This is a genomic window from Psychrobacillus sp. FSL W7-1493 (genome assembly GCF_038004905.1).
Classification (GTDB): Bacteria; Bacillota; Bacilli; order Bacillales_A; family Planococcaceae; genus Psychrobacillus.
Genome location: NZ_JBBOSB010000001.1, coordinates 1,639,381 through 1,660,296, shown reverse-complemented (window position 1 = coordinate 1,660,296; position 20,916 = coordinate 1,639,381). Strand labels below are relative to the sequence as shown.

General features: G+C 38.0%; 18 protein-coding genes and 1 other annotated feature (1 of these 19 only partly in view). Of the genes, 3 read left to right on the top strand and 15 right to left on the bottom strand.

What is annotated here, in order from left to right; translation table 11 throughout:
- Positions 1 to 119: a binding site (T-box leader), on the bottom strand; it reaches 115 nt to the left of the window's first position.
- A gap of 113 nt (positions 120 to 232) precedes the next feature.
- Positions 233 to 1,792: an SH3 domain-containing protein gene (locus MKX96_RS08365; protein ID WP_340883181.1), complete on the top strand. Its 1,560-nt coding sequence runs from the start codon at positions 233 to 235 to the stop codon at positions 1,790 to 1,792.
- 125 nt (positions 1,793 to 1,917) lie between these two features.
- Here the strand turns inward: MKX96_RS08365 and dtd are convergent, their stop codons facing one another.
- The 6 genes from dtd to MKX96_RS08335 all read right to left on the bottom strand — a co-directional run bounded on the left by dtd (position 1,918) and on the right by MKX96_RS08335 (position 10,456).
- Positions 1,918 to 2,355, bottom strand: a complete 438-nt coding sequence (gene dtd, locus MKX96_RS08360; protein WP_340883180.1) for a D-aminoacyl-tRNA deacylase — start codon at positions 2,353 to 2,355, stop codon at positions 1,918 to 1,920.
- Positions 2,356 to 2,397: 42 nt separating this feature from the next.
- The gene (locus MKX96_RS08355; protein ID WP_169358008.1) at positions 2,398 to 4,590 is read right to left on the bottom strand and encodes a RelA/SpoT family protein; all 2,193 of its coding nucleotides are present in this window, start codon (positions 4,588 to 4,590) and stop codon (positions 2,398 to 2,400) included.
- 150 nt (positions 4,591 to 4,740) lie between these two features.
- Positions 4,741 to 5,253, bottom strand: coding sequence for an adenine phosphoribosyltransferase (locus MKX96_RS08350; RefSeq protein ID WP_340883179.1), 513 nt, complete (start codon positions 5,251 to 5,253; stop codon positions 4,741 to 4,743).
- Positions 5,244 to 7,598: a single-stranded-DNA-specific exonuclease RecJ gene (gene recJ / locus MKX96_RS08345; protein ID WP_340883178.1), complete on the bottom strand. Its 2,355-nt coding sequence runs from the start codon at positions 7,596 to 7,598 to the stop codon at positions 5,244 to 5,246. The genes MKX96_RS08350 and recJ overlap by 10 nt, the downstream gene beginning before the upstream one ends.
- A gap of 115 nt (positions 7,599 to 7,713) precedes the next feature.
- The gene (gene secDF, locus MKX96_RS08340) at positions 7,714 to 9,984 is read right to left on the bottom strand and encodes a protein translocase subunit SecDF (RefSeq protein ID WP_340883177.1); all 2,271 of its coding nucleotides are present in this window, start codon (positions 9,982 to 9,984) and stop codon (positions 7,714 to 7,716) included.
- A gap of 157 nt (positions 9,985 to 10,141) precedes the next feature.
- Positions 10,142 to 10,456 carry a post-transcriptional regulator gene (locus MKX96_RS08335; protein WP_169358004.1) on the bottom strand — a complete coding sequence of 105 codons (315 nt, stop codon included), beginning with the start codon at positions 10,454 to 10,456 and terminating at the stop codon, positions 10,142 to 10,144.
- Between the two features lie 38 nt (positions 10,457 to 10,494).
- Here MKX96_RS08335 and MKX96_RS08330 point away from each other — a divergent pair, with 38 nt between their 5' ends.
- Complete coding sequence (locus tag MKX96_RS08330; protein WP_340883176.1) at positions 10,495 to 12,075, top strand: putative polysaccharide biosynthesis protein; 1,581 nt, start codon at positions 10,495 to 10,497, stop codon at positions 12,073 to 12,075.
- Positions 12,076 to 12,138: 63 nt separating this feature from the next.
- On the opposite strand, the gene MKX96_RS08325 is transcribed toward MKX96_RS08330, so the two are convergent.
- From MKX96_RS08325 to MKX96_RS08290, 8 genes are all read right to left on the bottom strand, one after another.
- The gene (locus MKX96_RS08325) at positions 12,139 to 12,777 is read right to left on the bottom strand and encodes a DUF421 domain-containing protein (RefSeq protein ID WP_340883175.1); all 639 of its coding nucleotides are present in this window, start codon (positions 12,775 to 12,777) and stop codon (positions 12,139 to 12,141) included.
- A gap of 68 nt (positions 12,778 to 12,845) precedes the next feature.
- Positions 12,846 to 13,112 carry a preprotein translocase subunit YajC gene (gene yajC, locus MKX96_RS08320; protein ID WP_169358002.1) on the bottom strand — a complete coding sequence of 89 codons (267 nt, stop codon included), beginning with the start codon at positions 13,110 to 13,112 and terminating at the stop codon, positions 12,846 to 12,848.
- Positions 13,113 to 13,154: 42 nt separating this feature from the next.
- Complete coding sequence (gene tgt, locus MKX96_RS08315) at positions 13,155 to 14,294, bottom strand: tRNA guanosine(34) transglycosylase Tgt (protein WP_340883174.1); 1,140 nt, start codon at positions 14,292 to 14,294, stop codon at positions 13,155 to 13,157.
- A complete protein-coding gene (gene queA, locus MKX96_RS08310) occupies positions 14,295 to 15,335 on the bottom strand; it encodes a tRNA preQ1(34) S-adenosylmethionine ribosyltransferase-isomerase QueA (protein ID WP_340883173.1) in 1,041 nt (346 codons plus the stop codon).
- 18 nt (positions 15,336 to 15,353) lie between these two features.
- Entirely contained in the window at positions 15,354 to 16,364 is a 1,011-nt protein-coding gene (gene ruvB, locus MKX96_RS08305; RefSeq protein WP_298470340.1) for a Holliday junction branch migration DNA helicase RuvB, read from the bottom strand.
- A gap of 17 nt (positions 16,365 to 16,381) precedes the next feature.
- Positions 16,382 to 17,002: a Holliday junction branch migration protein RuvA gene (gene ruvA / locus MKX96_RS08300; protein WP_340883172.1), complete on the bottom strand. Its 621-nt coding sequence runs from the start codon at positions 17,000 to 17,002 to the stop codon at positions 16,382 to 16,384.
- Between the two features lie 91 nt (positions 17,003 to 17,093).
- Positions 17,094 to 17,942: a hypothetical protein gene (locus MKX96_RS08295; protein WP_340883171.1), complete on the bottom strand. Its 849-nt coding sequence runs from the start codon at positions 17,940 to 17,942 to the stop codon at positions 17,094 to 17,096.
- 2 nt (positions 17,943 to 17,944) lie between these two features.
- On the bottom strand, positions 17,945 to 19,153 hold the full coding sequence (locus MKX96_RS08290; RefSeq protein ID WP_340883170.1) for a LysM peptidoglycan-binding domain-containing protein: 1,209 nt from the start codon (positions 19,151 to 19,153) through the stop codon (positions 17,945 to 17,947).
- 136 nt (positions 19,154 to 19,289) lie between these two features.
- On the opposite strand from MKX96_RS08290, the gene MKX96_RS08285 reads away from it, so the two are divergent.
- Positions 19,290 to 19,820: a transcription repressor NadR gene (locus MKX96_RS08285; protein WP_340883169.1), complete on the top strand. Its 531-nt coding sequence runs from the start codon at positions 19,290 to 19,292 to the stop codon at positions 19,818 to 19,820.
- A 205-nt stretch (positions 19,821 to 20,025) separates the two neighbouring features.
- Here MKX96_RS08285 and pheA read toward each other — a convergent pair whose 3' ends face one another.
- A complete protein-coding gene (gene pheA / locus MKX96_RS08280; protein ID WP_340883168.1) occupies positions 20,026 to 20,904 on the bottom strand; it encodes a prephenate dehydratase in 879 nt (292 codons plus the stop codon).
- Between the last annotated feature and the right edge of the window lie 12 nt (positions 20,905 to 20,916).

Here is a 20,916-nt window from a genome sequence, read left to right as displayed (position 1 = left end):
TCGACAAAAAACCTCTCGAATGTTGTTCACTGTAGGGGTCTGTAGGAAAGATTGCAGCCACGTCTTTCCCTCTCTTGTCATTCCTTATAAACAGTTACTTTTTCGGTCAATGGTTTGTTTAAATTTTTAATTATACTTTATCATAATAACGTAAATGAAATAAGTCAACCTTTTTAAATAAATGGTAGTAATTTTTTGTTAGACTATTTACAATAAAGAGAGAGGTGATCCAATGAATAACAAAATAGTCCACAAATTGGTAACATTATTACTAGTATTTTCGCTCTTCATACATTTTGTTAATATACAGGTTCAAGCTCAAGAACAAGAGGCTGTAGTAAGTGTATCATCTTTAAAGGTGCGTAGTGGTCCGGGATTAACATATGACACAATTGGTTCAGTACATAAAAATGATAAACTCACAGTAGTTGGAAAAGAAAATGATTGGTTAAAAGTTAAATACAAAAATACTACTGGTTGGGTTGCTAGCTGGTATGCAACTATTGAAACGGAAGGATTAGACAATAAGCAAATTGTCTCCAAAGTAAATAATTTAAACGTTCGTACAGCTCCTTCAGTTTCTTCAGCCGTTATCGGTAAATTAAATGAAGGAGAAAAGTATGTTGCACATCAATCAGAAGATGAATGGGTTGAAATTGATTACAATGGACAAAAGGGATGGGTAAATAATACATATGTGACTATAGTTGAACATACGGCAACAAAAACCCCATCACCGGCATCATCGATAAAAGAAAGAAAGTTTGTTATTTCTGTGGATGCTTTAAATGTACGTGCTAAACCTGACTTATCTTCAAAAAAAATAGGTCAAGTTAACAAAGGAGACCAATTTAACGTACTTGCTACGGACCACCAATGGGTTCAAGTAGAACTTGAAACAGGAAAAAAGGGATGGCTTTACAGCTTTTATGGTAGTTTTACAAATGCAGTAGGATCTAGTTCAAAGACCACTTCATCAGAGTCCATTACTGTGCTATATAGTGGAACAAATATCCGCGCTGAGAGTAATACTAACAGCGAAGTAGTGAAAAGAGCTGCGGCCGGTGAATCATTTAAAGTCATTGAGACAATTAATGACTGGTTTAAAATCGATTTAGGAAACGGAAAAAATGGGTATATCGCTAACTGGGTAGTATCCTCCTCAGAAGAAACAAATACTCCGGAAACTTCAAAAGAAACAGAGAAAGAGCAAAAGAAAGAAAAAGTTACAAGAAAAAAAGGGACATTAAAAGGAGCAACAATTGTAATTGATGCCGGCCATGGTGGAAATGATCGTGGGACAACCGGTGCTTTAGGGACCGATGAAAAAGATATAACGCTTAAAACAGCTGAATTGCTCTCCTCTAAACTGCAAGCTGCAGGTGCTAATGTTAGGATGACCAGACAATCGGATGAATATGTAGACTTACGTAAAAGAGTTTCTATAGCGCATCAAGTGAATGCCGATGCTTTCATAAGTCTCCATTACGATGCCATTAATAATAGTTCCGTACGAGGCTATACAACGTACTACATGAATAGCCATCAAAAAGAGCTTGCTAACTACGTTCATAAAGGACTCGGTGACATGATTTCCTTAAAAAATCGTGGTGTTCAACCAGGTAACTATTTAGTACTTCGAGAAAATAAGCAGCCTGCTATTCTCATAGAATTAGGATATTTGAGCAATCCAACAGAAGAACAGCATGTGACTACACGAGCATTTAGGGAACAAGCAACTCATGGAATATATAATGGTATTATCGACTACTTTGATAGTCAATTGAAATAATTAAAAAGCTAATTGTCTTTTAACATTCATGAAGTAAACAAAATAAGTCCTGAAAATTTTACTGTTCGTAAAATTTTCAGGACTTTTAATATAAAGTAGGATTTATTTCAGTCTCGTTTTTAAGACTAAGCCTCAAGCACGATAGTTACTGGGCCATCATTAGTGAAAGTGACATCCATCATGGCTCCAAAAACCCCTGTTTCCACTTGGATTTCCTTTGCCTGTAACTTGCTATTGAACAGCTCCCAAAGTGGCTTAGCTTGTTCTGGTCTAGCGGCCTCTATAAAACTAGGACGTCTTCCTCTTTTAGTATCTGCATAAAGTGTAAATTGAGAGACAGAAAGAATGGAACCATTCATTTCTTGAATGGAATGGTTCATCTTACCATCTTCATCCTCAAATAACCGTAGACCCGCTATTTTCTCTACTAAATAATCGACTTCTTTTTCAGTATCTGTAGTTGTAATTCCTACTAATAACATATATCCACGATCTATCTGACCAGTAATTTCGCCATCTACTGTTACTTTTGCATTTTTACATCTTTGTAGAACTACTTTCATCTAAATTTACTCCCTTTAACTAAATTCAGTTTATAGTTTGTATTAGTTAATAATACGCTGAACAGAATAGACATCTGATAGCTGTTTAATTCGATCCACAACTTTGTGCAGATGTGCAATATTAGAGATTAAAATAGACAGATGGATGGAAGCTATATCATTATCTGATTTGCCACTAACTGCAACTATATTGGTTTTAGATTCGTTTACTACTTGGAGTACTTCGTTTAGCAAGCCTGTCCGATCAAAAGCAGATACTTCGATATCTACTTGATATTCCTTTTTCGACGGGCTATCTGATTGCTCCCACTCAACTTCAATGATACGAGAATGGGCATCGTCATTTTGAACATTCGGACAGTCCGCTCGATGAACAGAAACTCCTCTACCTTTCGTGATAAATCCAACAATCGCATCTCCTGGCACTGGACTACAGCAGCGGGAAAGACGAATAAGCAGATTATCGATACCTTTTACTACAACGCCAGATTCTGTTGTTTTCTTAATCGTAGGCGTTTGCATTTCTGTATTAATCTTTTCAAGCGCCTCTTCTTGGTCACGAATTTTGCGCATTTTTTCCGCTAAACGGTTTACTACCTGTTGAGCAGTTATTCCACTAAAGCCGACAGCTGCATATAAGTCTTCTTCCCCGGCAAAAGCGTATTTTTCGCATACTCTTTTAATGTTCTCAGAAGTAAGAACTTCCTTTATATCAAACTCTTGAGCTTTTATTTCTTTTTCAACAGCTTCTTTACCTTTTATAACATTTTCTTCTCTGAGCTGTTTTTTAAAGAATTGCTTAATTTTATTTTTTGCCTGCGATGATTGAGCAATTTTTATCCAGTCCCTACTCGGTCCAAAAGATTGTTTAGACGTCAGAACTTCAATAATATCTCCAGTTTGTAGCTTGGTATCCAGCGGTACCATTTTTCCGTTCACTTTAGCACCAATCGTTTTGTTACCGACCTCCGAGTGGACTCGATACGCAAAATCTATTGGAACAGAGCTAGCGGGAAGCTCAATTACATCGCCCTTTGGAGTGAATACGTACACCATATCAGAAAACAAATCGAATTTGAGGGATTCCATAAATTCTTCAGCATTTGATGATTCCTGCTGAAATTCTAAGATTTCTCTAAACCAAGTAAGCTTGGAATCAACGTTTTGCTTGCCTGCCTCTACCTTTTTGCCCTCTTTGTAAGCCCAATGCGCTGCAACCCCATATTCAGCAATATTATGCATTTCCTCAGTACGAATCTGAACCTCTAAAGGTTCTCCGTTAGGTCCGATTACCGTAGTATGGAGGGATTGGTACATATTTTGCTTAGGCATAGCGATATAGTCTTTAAATCGTCCGGGCATTGGCTTCCAAAGTGTATGAATAACCCCTAAAACGGCGTAGCAATCCTTAATACTATTTACAATGATTCGCATTGCTAATAAGTCATAGATTTCATTGAACTGCTTGTTTTGAACGACCATTTTGCGATATATACTGTAAATATGCTTCGGTCTCCCAGATATATCCGCTCCTACTTCCATTTCATCTAGCTGATTTCTTATATCATCCATAACATCCGTTAAATAAAGCTCTCGCTCAGTACGCTTCTTCTTCATAAAATTAACAATTCGATAATATTGCTGCGGATTTAAATAACGCAATGCTGTATCCTCTAGCTCCCATTTCACTGCTGAAATCCCTAGTCTGTGGGCAAGAGGTGCAAAAATCTCTAATGTTTCGTTAGATATACGTCGTTGTTTTTCCTCAGGTAAATGCTTTAATGTACGCATATTATGTAAACGGTCAGCAAGCTTAATCAAGATAATTCGAATATCCTGTGCCATTGCTATAAACATCTTCCGATGATTTTCAGCCTGCTGTTCTTCTTTAGACATATATTTAATTTTACCTAATTTCGTTACCCCTTCTACTAACAGGGCAACCTCTTCGTTAAATTCACGAACAATATCTTCTCGTGTATATTCAGTGTCTTCTACAACATCATGTAGAAAACCAGCGGCAACAGTCTCGGGATCCATTTGAAGATCAGCAAGAATTCCTGCTACTTGTATGGGATGTAGAATATATGGCTCCCCAGAATTACGGAATTGTTCTCTATGAGCATGCTCTGCCAATTCGTATGCTTTCTTAACGAAGTCAACATGTTCTTTATTCATATAAGTGGAAACTGTTTCAAAAACATCTTCTGCTGTCTTCACCTGATCTTTTGCCATGTTAACTCACCTGATTTCGTTATTTTTCAAAAATAGTATATAAGCTATATTTTATAAAAAAAAAGAGGGACTTGTAAAGTCCACCCTTATCTTGTATAGTCAATTACTTTCTTATTATGCACAATTTGTGTCAATAAAGAAAGAAGAATATTAGTATTGCATCAACGTGCGGATGTTATAGTCCTTAAGCTTGTCACGTCCATCTAAATAAGACAATTCGATTAAGAATGCACAACCTACTACTACACCACCAAGTTCTTCTACTAATTTGATAGTAGCCTCAATTGTACCACCTGTAGCTAACAAGTCATCTACAATTAGTACACGTTGCCCTGGTTTTACAGCATCTTTATGCATTGTCAAAACATCTTTCCCGTATTCTAATCCGTACTCAGCACGAATTACTTCCCGAGGAAGCTTGCCTTCCTTGCGAACTGGTGCAAAACCTATGCCTAAAGCATAAGCAACTGGACATCCAATGATAAATCCACGTGCTTCCGGTCCAACGATTATATCTACACCCACTTCTTTGGCATATTCCACAATTTGGTCAGTTGCATATTTATATGCTTCCCCATTATCCATAATTGTTGTAATATCCTTGAAACGAATACCTGGTTTAGGCCAGTCCTCTACAATTGTAACATATTTCTTTAAATCCATTTTTGCTCCTCCTCAGGAACGGTTTGTACTGCTCTTCGCTCTTCAAACCATTGTTTCAGCTCTTTATATGGTGCGTACAATAGCTTCTGCTCTAAATCAATTTGCTTTGTACGCTGTTGATAGATTGGTGCTTCCGATAAATCTCTTTTAGGTAGATTTTCATTCAACACCAATGTGCCACCCTCTATTCTAACAAAATTCAATTCAAAAAACACCTTTGACATAAAATTAATTGTATTTTGGCTCCATCCAGTATGCTTAGATAGCTGTTGTATATGCTGTTTTAAGGCAAATGTTTTTCTTTTTGCGATGAAAGAATAGTACCATTTAAACTGTTCTCGCGTAGGTAAGCCCTCAAAGTAAGTCGACTCCGATGCAAAAAAGTGAGCATAGATTCTTTTCCAATCGTGGTATTGTAATAAATTCATCAATTGCTCTTCATCTTCAGGCAAGTCTAAGAGACATAAACAGTTTGCTTTGACTTTTTCTTTTATCAAGCTATCCCATGACCATATATTTTCAGAAACAACGGATTCAAAATGGGAAATAGATTCTTTGTTAAAACAAACAAAAACAGTCTGAGAAACGGGAATGGTTGGTAACCATCTATTTACTTGTCTCACACCACGTATATCAAACAACTGCCATTCATTTGTTCTAGCATCCTGAATCATAAGCTGAGGTTTCTTACGACCATTCCACTCGTTAATTTGCAAGTCCCCTATAAAAGATAACTTCGTAGCTGGTGCTATCTCATCAGCTAGCTCTCCTTTTCCAAAACCAACCGCATCTAACAAGACTGCTCCCTGCATTAGCTCCATTTTGACATGATTTTGAGCAGACCCAATCTTTTTTACCGAATTTACTTGTATATTTTCTATACAATACACTGGCTTAGCAAACCCCATTCCAAATGGAGAAAGACGTTGAATAGACTCTATGGACTCGGTAGAGATTTCATCCATTTCTAATGGTACGTCTATGGATACTACAGGTATTAACTGTTCCTCTGTTAAGCATTCTCTTGCCTGCTCATTGAGCCTCTCTCTAAACTCATCTACATGTTCAAGTGGAAACGTCATACCTGCCGCCATCGGGTGACCACCAAAATGAGAAACAATATCGCTATTCTTAGCTAGTTCATTGTACATATGGAAGCCTTCGATACTGCGTGCAGAGCCTTTAGCAATTTGCTTATCCGGATCAAATCCAAGAACAATTGTAGGACGATAATATTTCTCTACTAATTTCGAAGCGACTATTCCTAAAACACCAGGGTTCCACCCTTCCTTACCAACTACGATGACACTTGGACCCTCGATAGTATGGTTTTGCTCTAGGAGTTCCACCGCTTCATCTGTGATTTGCTTAACAATGGCTTGTCTTTCCTTATTTTTATCATTCAGCATATTGGCAAGTGCAAGTGCTCGATTCGAATCTTCAGTTATGAATAACTCAACCCCTGGGGCTGCTTCACCAAGGCGACCTACAGCATTAATACGTGGTCCGAACATAAAACCTATTGTTTCTTCATTGATCGTGTTTATTTCTACGCCACTCACATTTGCTAAAGCTTCTATCGCTATGTTGGTAGTTTTTCTCATTTGCTTAATACCTTCTTGTACGAAGTATCGATTTTCTCCCTTAACCGATACAAGGTCAGCAATTGTACCGATAGCTACTAAATAAAACAAGTCTTTAGGTATTTCACCAAGTAATGCATGAGCCACTTTAAAAGCTACTCCTACGCCTGCTAAATGAGAAAAAGGATATCTTGTATCTTTTAAACCAGGATGTATGATAACATCTGCCGCTGGAAGCACATCTCCTGGTTCATGGTGATCCGTAACAATGACATCCATCCCTAAATCTTTTGCAAACTGAATCTGCTGGATCCCTGATATCCCATTGTCGACTGTAATGATAAGTTTTACACCCTCATCATAAGCTTGTTGGAATAAACGCTCACTTGGTCCGTAACCGTCTATAAACCTGTTTGGAATCTTAAAAATAACATCGGCACCAAGGGCCTCCAATGTTTTTATCATGACAGTAGTACTTGTTATTCCATCAGCATCGTAATCGCCATAAATCATTATTTTTTCATCAGCGTCTATTGCTTGATGTACTCTTGCTACCAATTTCTCCATTCCTTCAAAGAGAAATGGGTCATGTATATGTTCTTCCGTTATATATAAAAAGTTTTTAGCATCTTCTACACTATTAAAACCTCTGGAAACTAGTACTTTTGCACAGACGCGAGGTATGGTCAGCTCTTTTTCAAAAGAATTTACTAATTCGTCATTGGGTCTAGATATTCTCCATCTTTTTTGTGATTGGATCATTTTTCTTCACTTCCTTAATAGTTATTATAACGTATAAAACAAGAAAGGATGAATATATTACTGCAAAGAAAAAAGGGGCAGAGTATAAAATACCCTGCTCCCTTATTTTGTTTCATTATACTACAGGCTCATCTGAACCCCATTTTTTCTCTTCTTTTTCCACTTTAATACCACCAGTTTTACGAAGCTCTTTGGCTTTCAGATCATACCATAACTGAGCTGCGATAAATAATGATGAATATGTTCCTGCTAATAAACCAATTAACAGTGCAATAGAGAAGTTTCTAATACCTTCAGCACCAAATAATAATAAGGCTACTACTACAAGAACCACTGTCAACACAGTGTTGACTGAACGTCCTAATGTTTGGCGAAGAGACTTATTAACGATTGTTGCAAGTTCTTCTTCTGTAGTAATCGCTTTACTACGATGAAGGTTTTCTCGAATTCTGTCAAAAGTTACAATTGTATCATTTATCGAATAACCTACTATCGTTAATATAGCTGCGATAAAGGTAATATCAACTTCCAAACGTAAAATACTAAAAATAGCTACCATTAGGAAAACATCGTGGAGTAAGGAAGCTATAGCTGCAAGACCCATACGCCACTCAAAACGAAACGCCACATAAATTACTATACCCAACGCAGCGAAAAACAATGCTTTCATTGCATTTGCAGCAAGTTCCGTACCTACCGTAGGTGAAACTGTACTTACTTGTGGTTCCGCTCCAAATTGTTCTTTCATATCTGCTTTTAAATTTTTAATCTCTTCTTGAGAGAATTCATCCTTATAACGGACAACTGCTCCTTCGCTATTGTCACCTGAAATGACGATATCTTCAGTAGACAATCCAATAGCATCCAATTTCTCGGCAACTATCTCCTGAGTCAATGGTGTAGTGGAGTCAATCTGTACGCGTGTACCAGAAGAGAAATCAATTCCTAGATTTAGCTTAAATACACTTAATATGACAATTCCGGCAACTGTCAAAATAATAGAAGCTGTATAATAAATTTTTCGGTTATGAACAAAGTCTACTCGATCAAACTTCGTTGTTAAATCTAACGTATCTACTTCCTCTTCAGGAGAGTGAACACGTTTTTTTGAAATCCCAAACCAGCCTGGTTTATTGTCAAAGTATCCACTATGAACTAGCAGTCCTAAAAGAATACGTGACGCAAAAACTGCAGTTATAAATACAACCAAAATACTAATTATCAAAAGTGTCGCAAATCCTTTAACAGAACTTGTACCAAAATAGAATAATACAACTGCTGCTAAAAGGGTGGTGACATTCGCATCAAAAATCGCTGAGAATGAAGATTTCGCTCCGGCCTCAAATGATTTTTTCACCGATTTTCCAACTCTTAGCTCTTCCCTTATCCGTTCATATGTTAGGATGTTGGCATCGACTGCCATCCCTACCCCAAGAACGATGGCTGCTATACCTGGGAGAGTAAGAACCCCATTAATCCAATCAAATATGACTAGGATTAAGAAGATATATACGACTAAGGAAATTACTGCTACCAGACCTGGCAAGCGATAATAGAAAATCATAAATATGAAAATAGCCGCAACACCTATAATACTAGCAAGAATAGTGCTGTCTAATGCTTGCTCACCGAATTGCGCACCAACTGAAGTAGAGAAAATTTCGGTAAGTTTAACAGGTAATGCTCCCGCATTTAAAATACCAGAAAGATTTTTTGTTTCTTCTACTGTAAATGATCCTGAGATTTCCACACTATCTGAACTAATTCGTTGAGATACTCGCGGATTAGAAGTAAATTTAGGATCTTCCTTTAACACCTCTGCAGCATAGGAATCTACGCCTTCTTCAAAATCTAACCAAATTACTAATACATTGTCTGGAGCTGGTCTTGCTGCTATTTGCTCCGTTACTTCTGCAAATTTGCTTGCCTCTTTCAACTCTAATGTAACGATTGGTTGGCCTTGCTGGTTGAATGCCGCTTTAGCACCGCCCTCTTTAAGGTCCATACCATCTAGCATTATATTATCGTCAGAATCTCGGAATGTTAGATTAGCTTGAGTAGATAGCAATTCCCTTGCAGACTCCTGATCCTCTACACCCGCTAGCTGTACCCTGATTCTGTGATCATTCTCAATTTGAATACTAGGCTCACTTACACCAAGCACGTCGATGCGGCTAGTTAAAGCTGAAGCCGTATCTGCTACGATCTCATCTGTAATCTCTTGTCCATCCTGAAGTTCCTCAACCTGATAGAGAACCTCGAAACCACCTTGTAAATCTAGCCCTAATTTAATATTATTTAAAACTCCGCTAACTGTAGGGCTTATTGTCCCTGCAAAAATTACAAGAAGCAGTAAAAACGCAACTATGCGTCCTCTTGTTTTCATATGTACTTCCTCCTAAGAATAACCACAGACTTCCTTCGTCAGAAAGACTATTGCTAAAAACAATTATGAAATAGAATATTCCATCTATTTCAATTCCAAAAAAATGCAACACATTTATTATGAAACACGATGCCCTTACTGTCAAATGACTGTTTGCTTATTTTTTCTCATTTTGAGGATTTAATAAGACTTGTAATTCCTCTTGGTTAATGTCTGCAAACCAATTAGATGTTCGAGAGTTTTGAATTTGCTCGTAAGTCATATACTCTGCTGGTGTAATAGAAAGAACGTCATTGACAATCTGATGAAGAGATAAGGAAAGAACATCTAGCTTCCTCCATTTCTTTTCCACACAATACTTCCAAATATCTTGTTCTGTTACTGTTTCGTACTGATAAACTTTAAATTCACTCTTTTTGCTCTCTAAAGCTGGTAGCACGTGTAGAAAGATATGATTGTATGAGTTTTCCAAAATACTGCACCTCTTTATAGAATAATGTGGTAAGTGGCTTGCATATTATTATTGTAAACGAAGTTCCTGCATTTGAGAAGGAAGTGTTTAATTTGTCAACGTATTTAAGAGGGTCCATTGTATTAATGTTTGCCATTTTTTTGTCCAAGTTCTTAGGCTTTATTTACCGCATGCAGTTTGTTCGGTTGACTGGAGAAGAGGCAGTTGGTATTTACAGCACGGCGTATCCAGCCTTTATCTTCTTCTTATCCCTTATCCAATTGGGTATACCGATTGCTATAACTAAAATTATAGCTGAGCTTCGAACGAGAAACGCTATATCTGATTATTTCACAGTTATGCGAACTTCCGTAATTGTAACCGTAGTATCTATGATTATTTTTACACCAATCTTTATTTTTGTCACTCCGCTTATTTCTAGTAATCTTTTGAAAAACGATGCAATCACGATGACTCTCTATGTATCTATTGCTATTGTCCCGATCGCAGCGGCTGGTGGAATCTTAAGAGGATTTTTACAAGGAATTGCTAAATTAGAAGAAACAGCAATAGCCCAGCTAATTGAACAAATAGTTCGTATCTTACTAATCACTTTTGCCTTGCCTTTATTTTTAACATCTTCATCTCCACAGGAAGCTGCTGCATACGCCATGTTCTTAGCTTTGGTTGCAGAGGCAGCATCATTGCTTTATCTCAAATGGAGATATGAAAAGTGGAAAAAACAACAAACATATACAAAGTCTAAAAAGGCCTACCCACTACCACCTTTATTCGCTATAGCCCTACCTTCTTCTGGCAGTAAGCTTTTTGGTTCATTCACATGGTTTTTGGAGCCTATCATTTTTATCAAGGCTTTAGCTATTACGGGTATAAGCGCTGTTGCTGCTACAACGCTATATGGGGTAATTTCAGGCGTTTTAGTACCGTTACTACTCTTCCCATCCTTTATACCCTTTGCACTCTCTATCGTCCTTATACCTGCTGTAAGTGACGCTTATGCTAGAAAGAACTATAGTCTGCTTAAAGAGAGAATCCATTTATCTTTAAAATTTTCTACGCTAACGGGCTGTTATGCAGCTACCTTGTTCTATTTACATGGTGGTGAGCTAGTCTATGAACTGTTTCATGTTGAAAACGCAGAAGTCTATATGAAAATTCTATCTCCAATTTTTTTCTTTTACTATATTCAAAGCCCTTTGTTCTCTATCTTGCAGGCTCTCAATAGCTCTAATAGCGCATTTCTCAACTCGCTTTATGGCGGGGTAGGTAAACTACTATTACTATTTTTCTTAGCATCTCAGGCTGGCATCCAGGAGAAGGGTGCAATTGTTGCGATAGGATTTGGTGTTCTGATCACTTCATTTCTACATATCGCTTCACTTAAACAAAAGAAAGAAGCTCAAATTGGGTTCTCTTTCTTCGCTTTACCTTATGTCGTATTTCTTTTGACTATTATTACTCGACCAATGTTAGTGTCCATAGGTAGCCAATCATTGATAATAGATTGTTTACTTACTCTAGCTTATTTAACAATCGGCCTATTACTATTTGGACAAATCCGACGAAAAGAGCTAAGTGTGATTTTTAAAATAGCTAAAAGCTCTAAAAATAGATTTTAAGTCCAACAGTTAAAAAGTAAGAGTCCAAGATCCCCTTCAAAAGGGTGGTTTTGGGCTTTTTAATTAAAAAGATGTCTTGAGTTGAATATATAATTCTTCTTCCTCATAGGAACAATAGAATACTTTTTTATAATCATAAAGCATTTTCTTATTCAGTTCGTCCAATAACCATTCTTTACTTTTTCCAATTCGAATAAGATGATCCATTTGTATATCTCCATCAATAATTAAAGGAAATATAAACTGCTCCTCTTTCTTTTTGAAAACTGATAAGTTTCCCGATGGCTCTAAAAAGGCGTAGGAAACTGAACGAATAGAACCAATCTGCTGTTCTCTAAGCTGTTGGAGCAAATCATCTAGATTATATCTCTGTTTCCTCATCTCTTTTTCCACTATCACACCATCTTTTATAATAATGGATGGATGGCCCTCCATCATATCTCTAAATTTTTTACTCTTTAAGGAAGTATACGAGGCAATCAGTTGAATAATCAGCAAGATTCCCATTGGTAAAAAAGCATGCCAGAAATTACTTTCCGGATTATCAATTGCAACTGAACCCACTTCTGCAATCAACAAAAAGACAACTAAGTCAAAAATACTTAGCTCGCCGACTTCTCTTTTTCCCATAATTCTTAAAATAGCTAATATAATCCAATACAATGCTATTGTACGCAAAATGATTATGAGAGTATCATTCATAGAATTCACCTCAATTTTATATTGCCCACAAAAAAAAAACTTACTCATTAGAGAGTAAGTTCTTTTACTTAAATTGTAGAATCTGTAACCACTCGTCCAACTGCAACACGTTCAAATTGTAAACGAGTACCATCAGCTACGACTACATAAATTGTTTGATCATCCACTGCATCTACCTTACCGTGTAATCCACCTACTGTAATAATATGATCTCCACGCTTTAGATTACTTTGCATTTCGGCAGTGCTTTTCTGTCTCTTTTGCGCTGGTCGAATGATAAAAAACCACATAACGACGAACATAGCAATAATTGGCAATAAACCTACTAAATCCATTAATATTTCCCCTCCTTTGCCTCTTTATACAGTATACAAGAATCAGAAGTTTTTTGCATTTGGTTTGTTGTACCCATACTCTTCAAAAAACTCTTCTTTAAAATCTAACAGTCGATCTTCTCTTATCGCCTGACGTACATTTTCCATTAATTTCATCAAGAAATGGAGATTATGGTAAGATGCTAAACGCAGTCCAAAGGTTTCGTCTGCTTTGAAAAGATGACGAATATATGCTCTAGAATAGTTTTTACACGTATAACAATCACACTTCTCATCGATTGGTCCAAAATCTCTAGCAAATTTAGCTCCTTTAATCACTAATCTACCTTTGTGAGTAAAGAAAGTTCCGTTACGAGCAATTCGTGTCGGCAATACGCAATCAAACATATCCACTCCACGAATAGAGCCATCGATTAATGAGTCTGGAGAACCTACTCCCATTAAGTAACGAGGCTTGTTATCAGGCATTAAAGGAGTTGTGAAATCTAATACTCGATTCATAACGTCTTTTGGTTCACCTACAGATAAACCACCAATTGCATAACCAGGGAAGTCTAATGAAATTAAATCCTTCGCTGACTGGCGACGAAGCTCTTCATATTCTCCACCTTGAATGATACCGAACAAGCCCTGTTTATCAGTATTTGTATGAGCAGTTAAGCATCGTTCTGCCCAACGAGACGTACGCTCTACAGATGCTTTCATATATTCGAAAGTAGCTGGATAAGGAGGACATTCATCAAAGGCCATCATAATATCAGAGCCTAGTGCATTTTGTATCTCCATCGACTTTTCTGGACTTAAAAATAGCTTGTCCCCATTCAAGTGATTGCGGAAATGCACACCTTCTTCTTCTATCTTACGCATATCGCTTAAACTAAATACTTGGAAGCCACCTGAATCTGTTAAGATTGCTCGATCCCAATTCATAAATTTGTGTAATCCGCCAGCTTCACGAATAATATCATGTCCAGGTCGAAGCCACAGATGGTAAGTATTACTTAAAATTATTCCTGCGTCCATCTCTTTGATTTCTTCTGGAGCCATTGTTTTAACAGTTGCTTGTGTTCCAACCGGCATAAAGGTGGGTGTCTCGAATGACCCGTGAGGTGTATGTACAATACCAAGACGGGCTCCTGTTTGTTTATCTTTTTTTATTAACTCATACGTAATTGCAGTCATTTAATAGTTCCTTCCTTTTATAAACATCGCATCTCCAAAGCTAAAGAAGCGATAACGCTGCTCGATTGCTTCGTGGTATGCGGACAATATAAATTCCTTTGATGTTAAAGCACTTACTAGCATTACAAGTGTGGACTTCGGTAAATGGAAGTTAGTAATCATTCCATCGATACATTTAAATTCATATCCTGGATAAATGAAAATGGATGTCCATCCGCTATCTTCTTTTAATGTACCATCAAATTTTGTAGCGACAGTTTCCAATGTTCTTGTGGAAGTGGTACCAACTGCTACTACCTTACCGCCAGCTTCCTTCACTCCATTAATCAGTTCAGCAGTTTCCTGTGTAACACGGTAGAATTCCGAATGCATCTCATGGTCATCTATGGAATCAACGCTTACTGGTCTGAATGTACCCAATCCTACGTGAAGTGTTACAAATGCGATTTTAATACCTTTCGCTTTTATCTCCTCTAGTAGTTCGTTTGTGAAATGTAAGCCTGCCGTTGGAGCAGCAGCTGAACCTTGTTCTTTTGCATAAACCGTTTGGTAACGATCCTTATCTTCCAATTTTTCATGAATATAAGGTGGTAATGGCATCTCGCCGAGCTTGTCCAATACCTCAAAGAATACTCCAGTATACTCAAAACGGAATATTCTTCCTCCGTGATCTTTTAATCCGGTACATACTGCTGTCAATAATCCTTCACCAAACACTATTTTTGTGCCTATTTTCACTCGTTTAGCTGGTTTGACAAGAGTTTCCCATTCATCCCCTTCCAACTGAGTTAACAAAAGCACCTCAATATTGGCACCAGTATCCTCTTTAGTTCCCATTAGTCGGGCAGGCATTACCTTAGTGTCATTTAGTACCAAGCAGTCACCTTCATGCAATTCATCAATTATTTTCGAAAAATTTGTATGTGTCAGCTTTTGGTTCGCATAATCGGTAATTAATAGCTTACTGCTTGTCCGATCAGCTAACGGTACTTGTGCGATTAACTCTTCTGGTAAATTAAAATCAAAATCTTCTACTCTCATTTATAAGGACATCCTTTATTAATTGTTTCCATCGATTGGCAATGGTTTTCCTAAATGTTCATAAGCAAGTGGAGTTACAATTCTTCCACGAGGAGATCGTTGTATAAAGCCTATTTGCATTAAATAGGGCTCGTAGACATCCTCAATAGTTGTAGATTCTTCTCCAATACTCGCTGCAATAGTATCTAACCCTACGGGGCCACCTCTAAAACGCTCAATCATTGCATTAATCAGTTTATGGTCAATATGATCCAACCCTCTAGGGTCAACCTGTAATAGTTCCAACGCTTCTTTGGCAATAGTTATCGTAATGTTACCATTACCTCTCACTTGAGCATAATCCCTAACCCTTTTTAACAAACGATTGGCAATACGGGGGGTGCCTCTAGAGCGACGGGCAATTTCACCAGCTGATTCATGATCTATTGCTGCATTGAATAGCTCTGCGCTTCTTAATACAATTGACGTAAGGGCTTCTTCATCATAGTAATCCAAACGAAGCAGTACTCCAAAGCGATCTCGTAAAGGGGCAGATAGTGCGCCTGCTCTTGTTGTTGCTCCAACTAACGTGAAGGGAGGAAGATCAAGTCGTACACTTCTTGCCGAGGGACCTTTTCCTACTACAATATCTAAGCAGAAATCTTCCATAGCTGGATAAAGAACCTCTTCAATCGAGCGGTTTAAACGATGGATTTCATCAATGAATAATACATCGCCAGGCTCCAAAGAGCTAACGATTGCTGCCAAATCACCTGGACGCTCAATTGCGGGACCACTTGTCATCCTCATTTGAACATTCATTTCGTTAGCTATGACAGCAGCAAGTGTGGTTTTACCAAGACCCGGTGGACCATAAAGTAAGCAATGATCCAAGCTCTCATTTCTCATTTTTGCAGCTTCAATAAATATAGCCAAATTATGCTTTATTTTATCTTGCCCAATATACTGAGTTAATAACTGAGGACGGAGGGATTGCTCAAAAGGTTCATCATAGGAAGAAATTTCACTGGAAATAACACGTTCTGACAAACAAAACTCCTCCTTTCTTACTTACCAGAGAATAGTAGCTGCAATGATTTTTTCATGAATTCGTCAGTTGTAGTCAATTCATTATTTGCCTTAAGCTTAGGACGGATTTTGGATAATTCTTTTTCTGAATATCCTAGAGCTGTTAGTGCGAGCATAGCCTCTTCCATTTCATGAACAGTATCATGCTCAGTGAATAGGCTTGGCTCATCGTCCTCAAATTCTAGCTGTTCGATATCTATTAGGTCATTTAATTTACCTTTTAAATCTAGAATCATTTGTCTTGCAGTTTTTTTACCTACTCCGGGAAACTTGACCAAGAACGATTCATCTTCTCTTTCAATCGCTTGTATCACATGTGTCGGCTCACCACTTGCTAGTATGGCTAGTGCACCTTTAGGTCCAATTCCAGATACAAGGATCAATTTTCGAAATAGCTCTCTTTGTGCCAGGTTAGGAAAGCCCATTAATTGTTGGGCATCCTCTCTTACATGTAGATAAGTAAAGACTTGCGTTTCTTCCTCACTTCTTTGAAAGGCGAACGGATTAGGCGTAAACAATTGATAGCCAATTCCCTGTTGTTCTAACACAACGTATTCAGGTGTCACTCGAGTGACCTGCCCTTTTATGTAATCATACATACTTTATTTCCCACCAATCCTTCTAATCATTATAACATATCAAACAAAGAGGGCCGCCCATGTTCTTTGAGCGACCACTACATGTAAACTATTATAGCTGACTTAAATTATAGCATAAAATAGGCCAATTTGTTAAAGCTTTGTTCGTATACGGAATAAGCTGATTTATAAACTTCTGTTTACGTTCTTCTGGTAAGGCAAATGCATATAACCATTCTCTATACAATTCATTCGGATACATGATTGCTTCTTTGTATTTGGACATTATTTTTTCTAGTTCTGGAAACTCATTTAAAAATAACTCAATATTGTAGTCCATTTCAGGTAGTACTCGATGAATCCATAGGATAAACTCCATTTCCTTTGGACCTAGCACCGCTAAATCAAAATCAATCATCTTATACGTATCATCTCTTACTAGAAAATTATGATGAACTACATCCCCATGTAAAAGTGTTAAATTCTTCAAACTAAATGGTCGAATTTCGCGAAGAGCAATCTCCCCATAATGTAAAAGCAATTTAGTTTGGTTATACCCAATGTACGTTTCTATGAATGGCACAATCTCTGAAACCTTGAAATACCTAGCTTGCCATTTAGAGATAAGGTTAAAGGGATAAAGAAATGGGCTCTTTTCCCATTCTATTTTCCTTCTCGTTCCATGCATTCTTTTCAGTAACGTGTACGTTGCTAATCGATCTTTTTTATCCTTGTAGCTTACTGCACGACTATTTTCGAACCATGGCTGAATGATATACCCTTTTTGGGTAGTCGGGATAATAGGTAAGACAAATGGTTTTTTAAGTGCAGACAGTTCATCATGAATATAGCCTATCTTTGCAGCCTGTTCCTGGGAAGCATATTTCTTAACTGAAAAAATACCGTCTTCCTTTTTCCACTTCCACACATTCTTTTTAATTTGCTTTATATAAGTATCCACATTTAAAAGTGTCTATGAGGATATGGTGGGCAATGAAAATTTGGTTGGTAAAAATGTTGTGGAGGGCAAGGATAGCCACCTAAATATGGGTTGTGTGCATACATTTCTGGCTGAGCATGGTTAGAGCCTCCACATGATGAACATTGGACCTGATTATATGCAGGATACTGTTGAAATTCCGGCTGAGCATATGCTTGGTGAGCTTGTGGCTGCTGAGTATGTTGCATATAATCATAAGCCATTTCCATTGCAGACGATGGATCCTCTACAAACATTTGCATTACCTGTTCATGAACATTTTCTTCCACTTGCATACGTGGATGACTAGGTGTTGCACTAAAGTGTACCTGACCCTCCGCTTCCATAGTCGTCGATTCAATTAGCATCCAGTTATTTGGCGATGGCATTTCAAATTCTGGCTTAGACATCATATGCATTGGAGCAGATGTCGTTGGTTGAACAGCCATTGGTTGCATATGCGGTAAATAGTGTACAGGATAATCTGGCGGACATGGCATCGGTGGGCAAGGCATTGGTGGACATGGCATTGTGTATACTGGTTGGTGCATTGGTGGACATGGAATTGGTATAGGCATTGGCATCGGATGTACCTGAATTGGTTGTACTGGTTGTTGAATTGGTTGTTGAATTGGTTGAACTGGTTTTGGAGCTGGAACTGGAACTGGTTTAGGTTGAGCTATTGGCTTAGGTGCTGGTGTAGGTTTCGGTGCAGGTTTTGGTACTGGTTTTGGCGCGGGAGCTGGTGTGGGTTTGGATTCGCGAATTGGAATCGGAATTGGGATTGGGATTGGAATCGCTTTTGGTTCCGCCTTAGGTTGAATTGGTGGCATGGTAGGCATAGTCTGAATAGGTTCCGCTTTTTGTATAGGTGGTACTTGTGGTGCTGGTTGAGCTTTAGGTGTCGGCGCTACTTGAGCTGGCTGAGCTTTTTGCATATGTTTAAGGTTTCCATCGTAAGGCTGCGCCGTTCCATCCCCCATCATCCCCTTTTTGTTGGGACGATTATCTCCGTACGGATGTACCATAGTCTCTGCCTTTTTAGTTTCTGGGATGAAGATTTTCATGCCAGGTACTATATATTCTGGATTTGCTAAATGAGCGTTAATCTTTTTTAAATCATCAAAAGAAACTCCATACTCTCTGGAGATTTTCCAAAGGGTGTCACCCTTTTTGACAATATGAATTTGCAAAGTCTTCCTCCTTCCTTCACATTAAAATATGTGTAACATCAAAAATTGGTCACAGATTTTAAAACAATGTTACTTCCCTTCATGATAAACTTATGAATAGTAACTATACCGTTATGCAAGATTGGAGGGATTTACATTGAAAAAATTAAAAGGGGCAGCGCGAAGAGAATGGATCTTGACTTATTTAAAGGAACAGAACTCCCCAATCACTGGAGCTGATCTTGCGAAGCTAACTAATGTAAGTAGGCAGGTTATCGTCAGTGATATCACTTTACTAAAAGCTATTAACCATCCTATTTTGTCTACCAGTCAAGGTTACATCTTACTACCCAATCAAGAGGAAAGTAACTTTGTAAAAAGAAAAATTGCCTGTAATCATAAGTCAGAAGATACGAAAGACGAGTTACTCACATTAGTGGATGCAGGTGTCACAGTGGAAAGTGTAACTGTAGAGCATCCGGTTTATGGAGAAATCACCTCCTCTATCATGGTTTCTAATCGCCATGATGTTGAAAACTTTTTAAAAAAAGTCCAAGAAACAGAGGCATCTTTTTTATTAGAGCTAACTGCTGGACTTCACATTCATTTGTTATCTGCTCCAAATGAAGAGGTATTACAACGAGGAATCGAAGCAATACGAGAAAAAGGCTATGTGTTCGAGGGTTAATATTCATTAAGAAAAGCGCAAACGCCTATGTCTGCCCCGACAGGCAAATGGGGAAATGCGAGGAGGCAGCTCCTCAGCCACCGCAAACGCTTCTGTTTGCTACGAGCTTGCGCAGGAGCAGTGTTTCCCCATTTGACCCCGAGGGGCAAGGCGGTGGAGCTAGACATTAATTTATCCACAGATTAGATAAAAAAGCGGAAGCATCTCAGTTAGAGGTTGCTTCCGCTTTTGTTTCATATGTATAGTAGGAGCCGAGTGATTTTACTTCACACCCTAAAGCTATTAGCTCTTCCATCGCACCTTTCATCATAGGTGCTTTTTCATTTTCAAGCACATCGATAATAAAAAAGTACTGTCCTAGACCCGTCTTCAACGGACGAGATTCAATTTTACTTAAGTTCAGCTGACGCCAAGCGAATACGGAAAGCACTTGATGTAAAGCACCAGATCGGTCATCTTTTGGCAATGTAATCATAACCGTCGTTTTAATTTGTCCGTTATGACCTATTTCTTCAATACTTGTTTTCGTCTTTGAAAGGACAAAGAAACGAGTATGGTTAAAATGGAAATCATGAATATTTTGTTCCACGATTTTCAGCCCATATTCTTCAGCAGCTGAAGTATTAGCAATTGCTGCAATACATTGATCACTGTGCTCCGAGACATATTTGGCTGCGGCTGCAGTTGAGGATGCTTGCTCAAGTGGAACCTTACCAAATCGGTAATACAAATATTTATGACACTGGGCCAAAGCATGAGGATGGGAGTAAATGTTTGAGATCTCTTCCCATCTTTTTTCATTATTTGGATGAACCATTAAATGCTGTGCTATCGGTGATAGAATTTCTGCAATAACAAAGACGTTAGCCTCGTGAAACAAATAATCTATTGTTAAAGGAACCGTCCCTTCTAGCGCATTTTCTAATGGCACTACTGCTATTTCAACTTGACCGTTGCTCACCATCTCAATACACTCTGGAATCGTACGGATAGGTAACAATGGTGCCTCTGGAAATAATGCCTGTGTTGCTAAGTGGGTAAAAGATGCCTCAGGTCCAAGAAAAGCAACTTGGTGATTAATCATACACAAACACTC

Bases quoted from the DNA above. Each gene is read 5' to 3' on its own strand.
- MKX96_RS08325 (WP_340883175.1), bottom strand. From the start codon at position 12,777: ATGAATGATACTCTCATAATCATTTTGCGTACAATAGCATTGTATTGG.
- secDF (WP_340883177.1), bottom strand. From the start codon at position 9,984: ATGAAAACAAGAGGACGCATAGTTGCGTTTTTACTGCTTCTTGTAATT.
- MKX96_RS08350 (WP_340883179.1), bottom strand. From the start codon at position 5,253: ATGGATTTAAAGAAATATGTTACAATTGTAGAGGACTGGCCTAAACCA.
- MKX96_RS08355 (WP_169358008.1), bottom strand. From the start codon at position 4,590: ATGGCAAAAGATCAGGTGAAGACAGCAGAAGATGTTTTTGAAACAGTT.
- queA (WP_340883173.1), bottom strand. From the start codon at position 15,335: ATGAGAGTAGAAGATTTTGATTTTAATTTACCAGAAGAGTTAATCGCA.
- recJ (WP_340883178.1), bottom strand. From the start codon at position 7,598: ATGATCCAATCACAAAAAAGATGGAGAATATCTAGACCCAATGACGAA.
- tgt (WP_340883174.1), bottom strand. From the start codon at position 14,294: ATGACTGCAATTACGTATGAGTTAATAAAAAAAGATAAACAAACAGGA.
- ruvA (WP_340883172.1), bottom strand. From the start codon at position 17,002: ATGTATGATTACATAAAAGGGCAGGTCACTCGAGTGACACCTGAATAC.
- MKX96_RS08365 (WP_340883181.1), top strand. From the start codon at position 233: ATGAATAACAAAATAGTCCACAAATTGGTAACATTATTACTAGTATTT.
- yajC (WP_169358002.1), bottom strand. From the start codon at position 13,112: ATGGATTTAGTAGGTTTATTGCCAATTATTGCTATGTTCGTCGTTATG.
- pheA (WP_340883168.1), bottom strand. From the start codon at position 20,904: ATGATTAATCACCAAGTTGCTTTTCTTGGACCTGAGGCATCTTTTACC.
- dtd (WP_340883180.1), bottom strand. From the start codon at position 2,355: ATGAAAGTAGTTCTACAAAGATGTAAAAATGCAAAAGTAACAGTAGAT.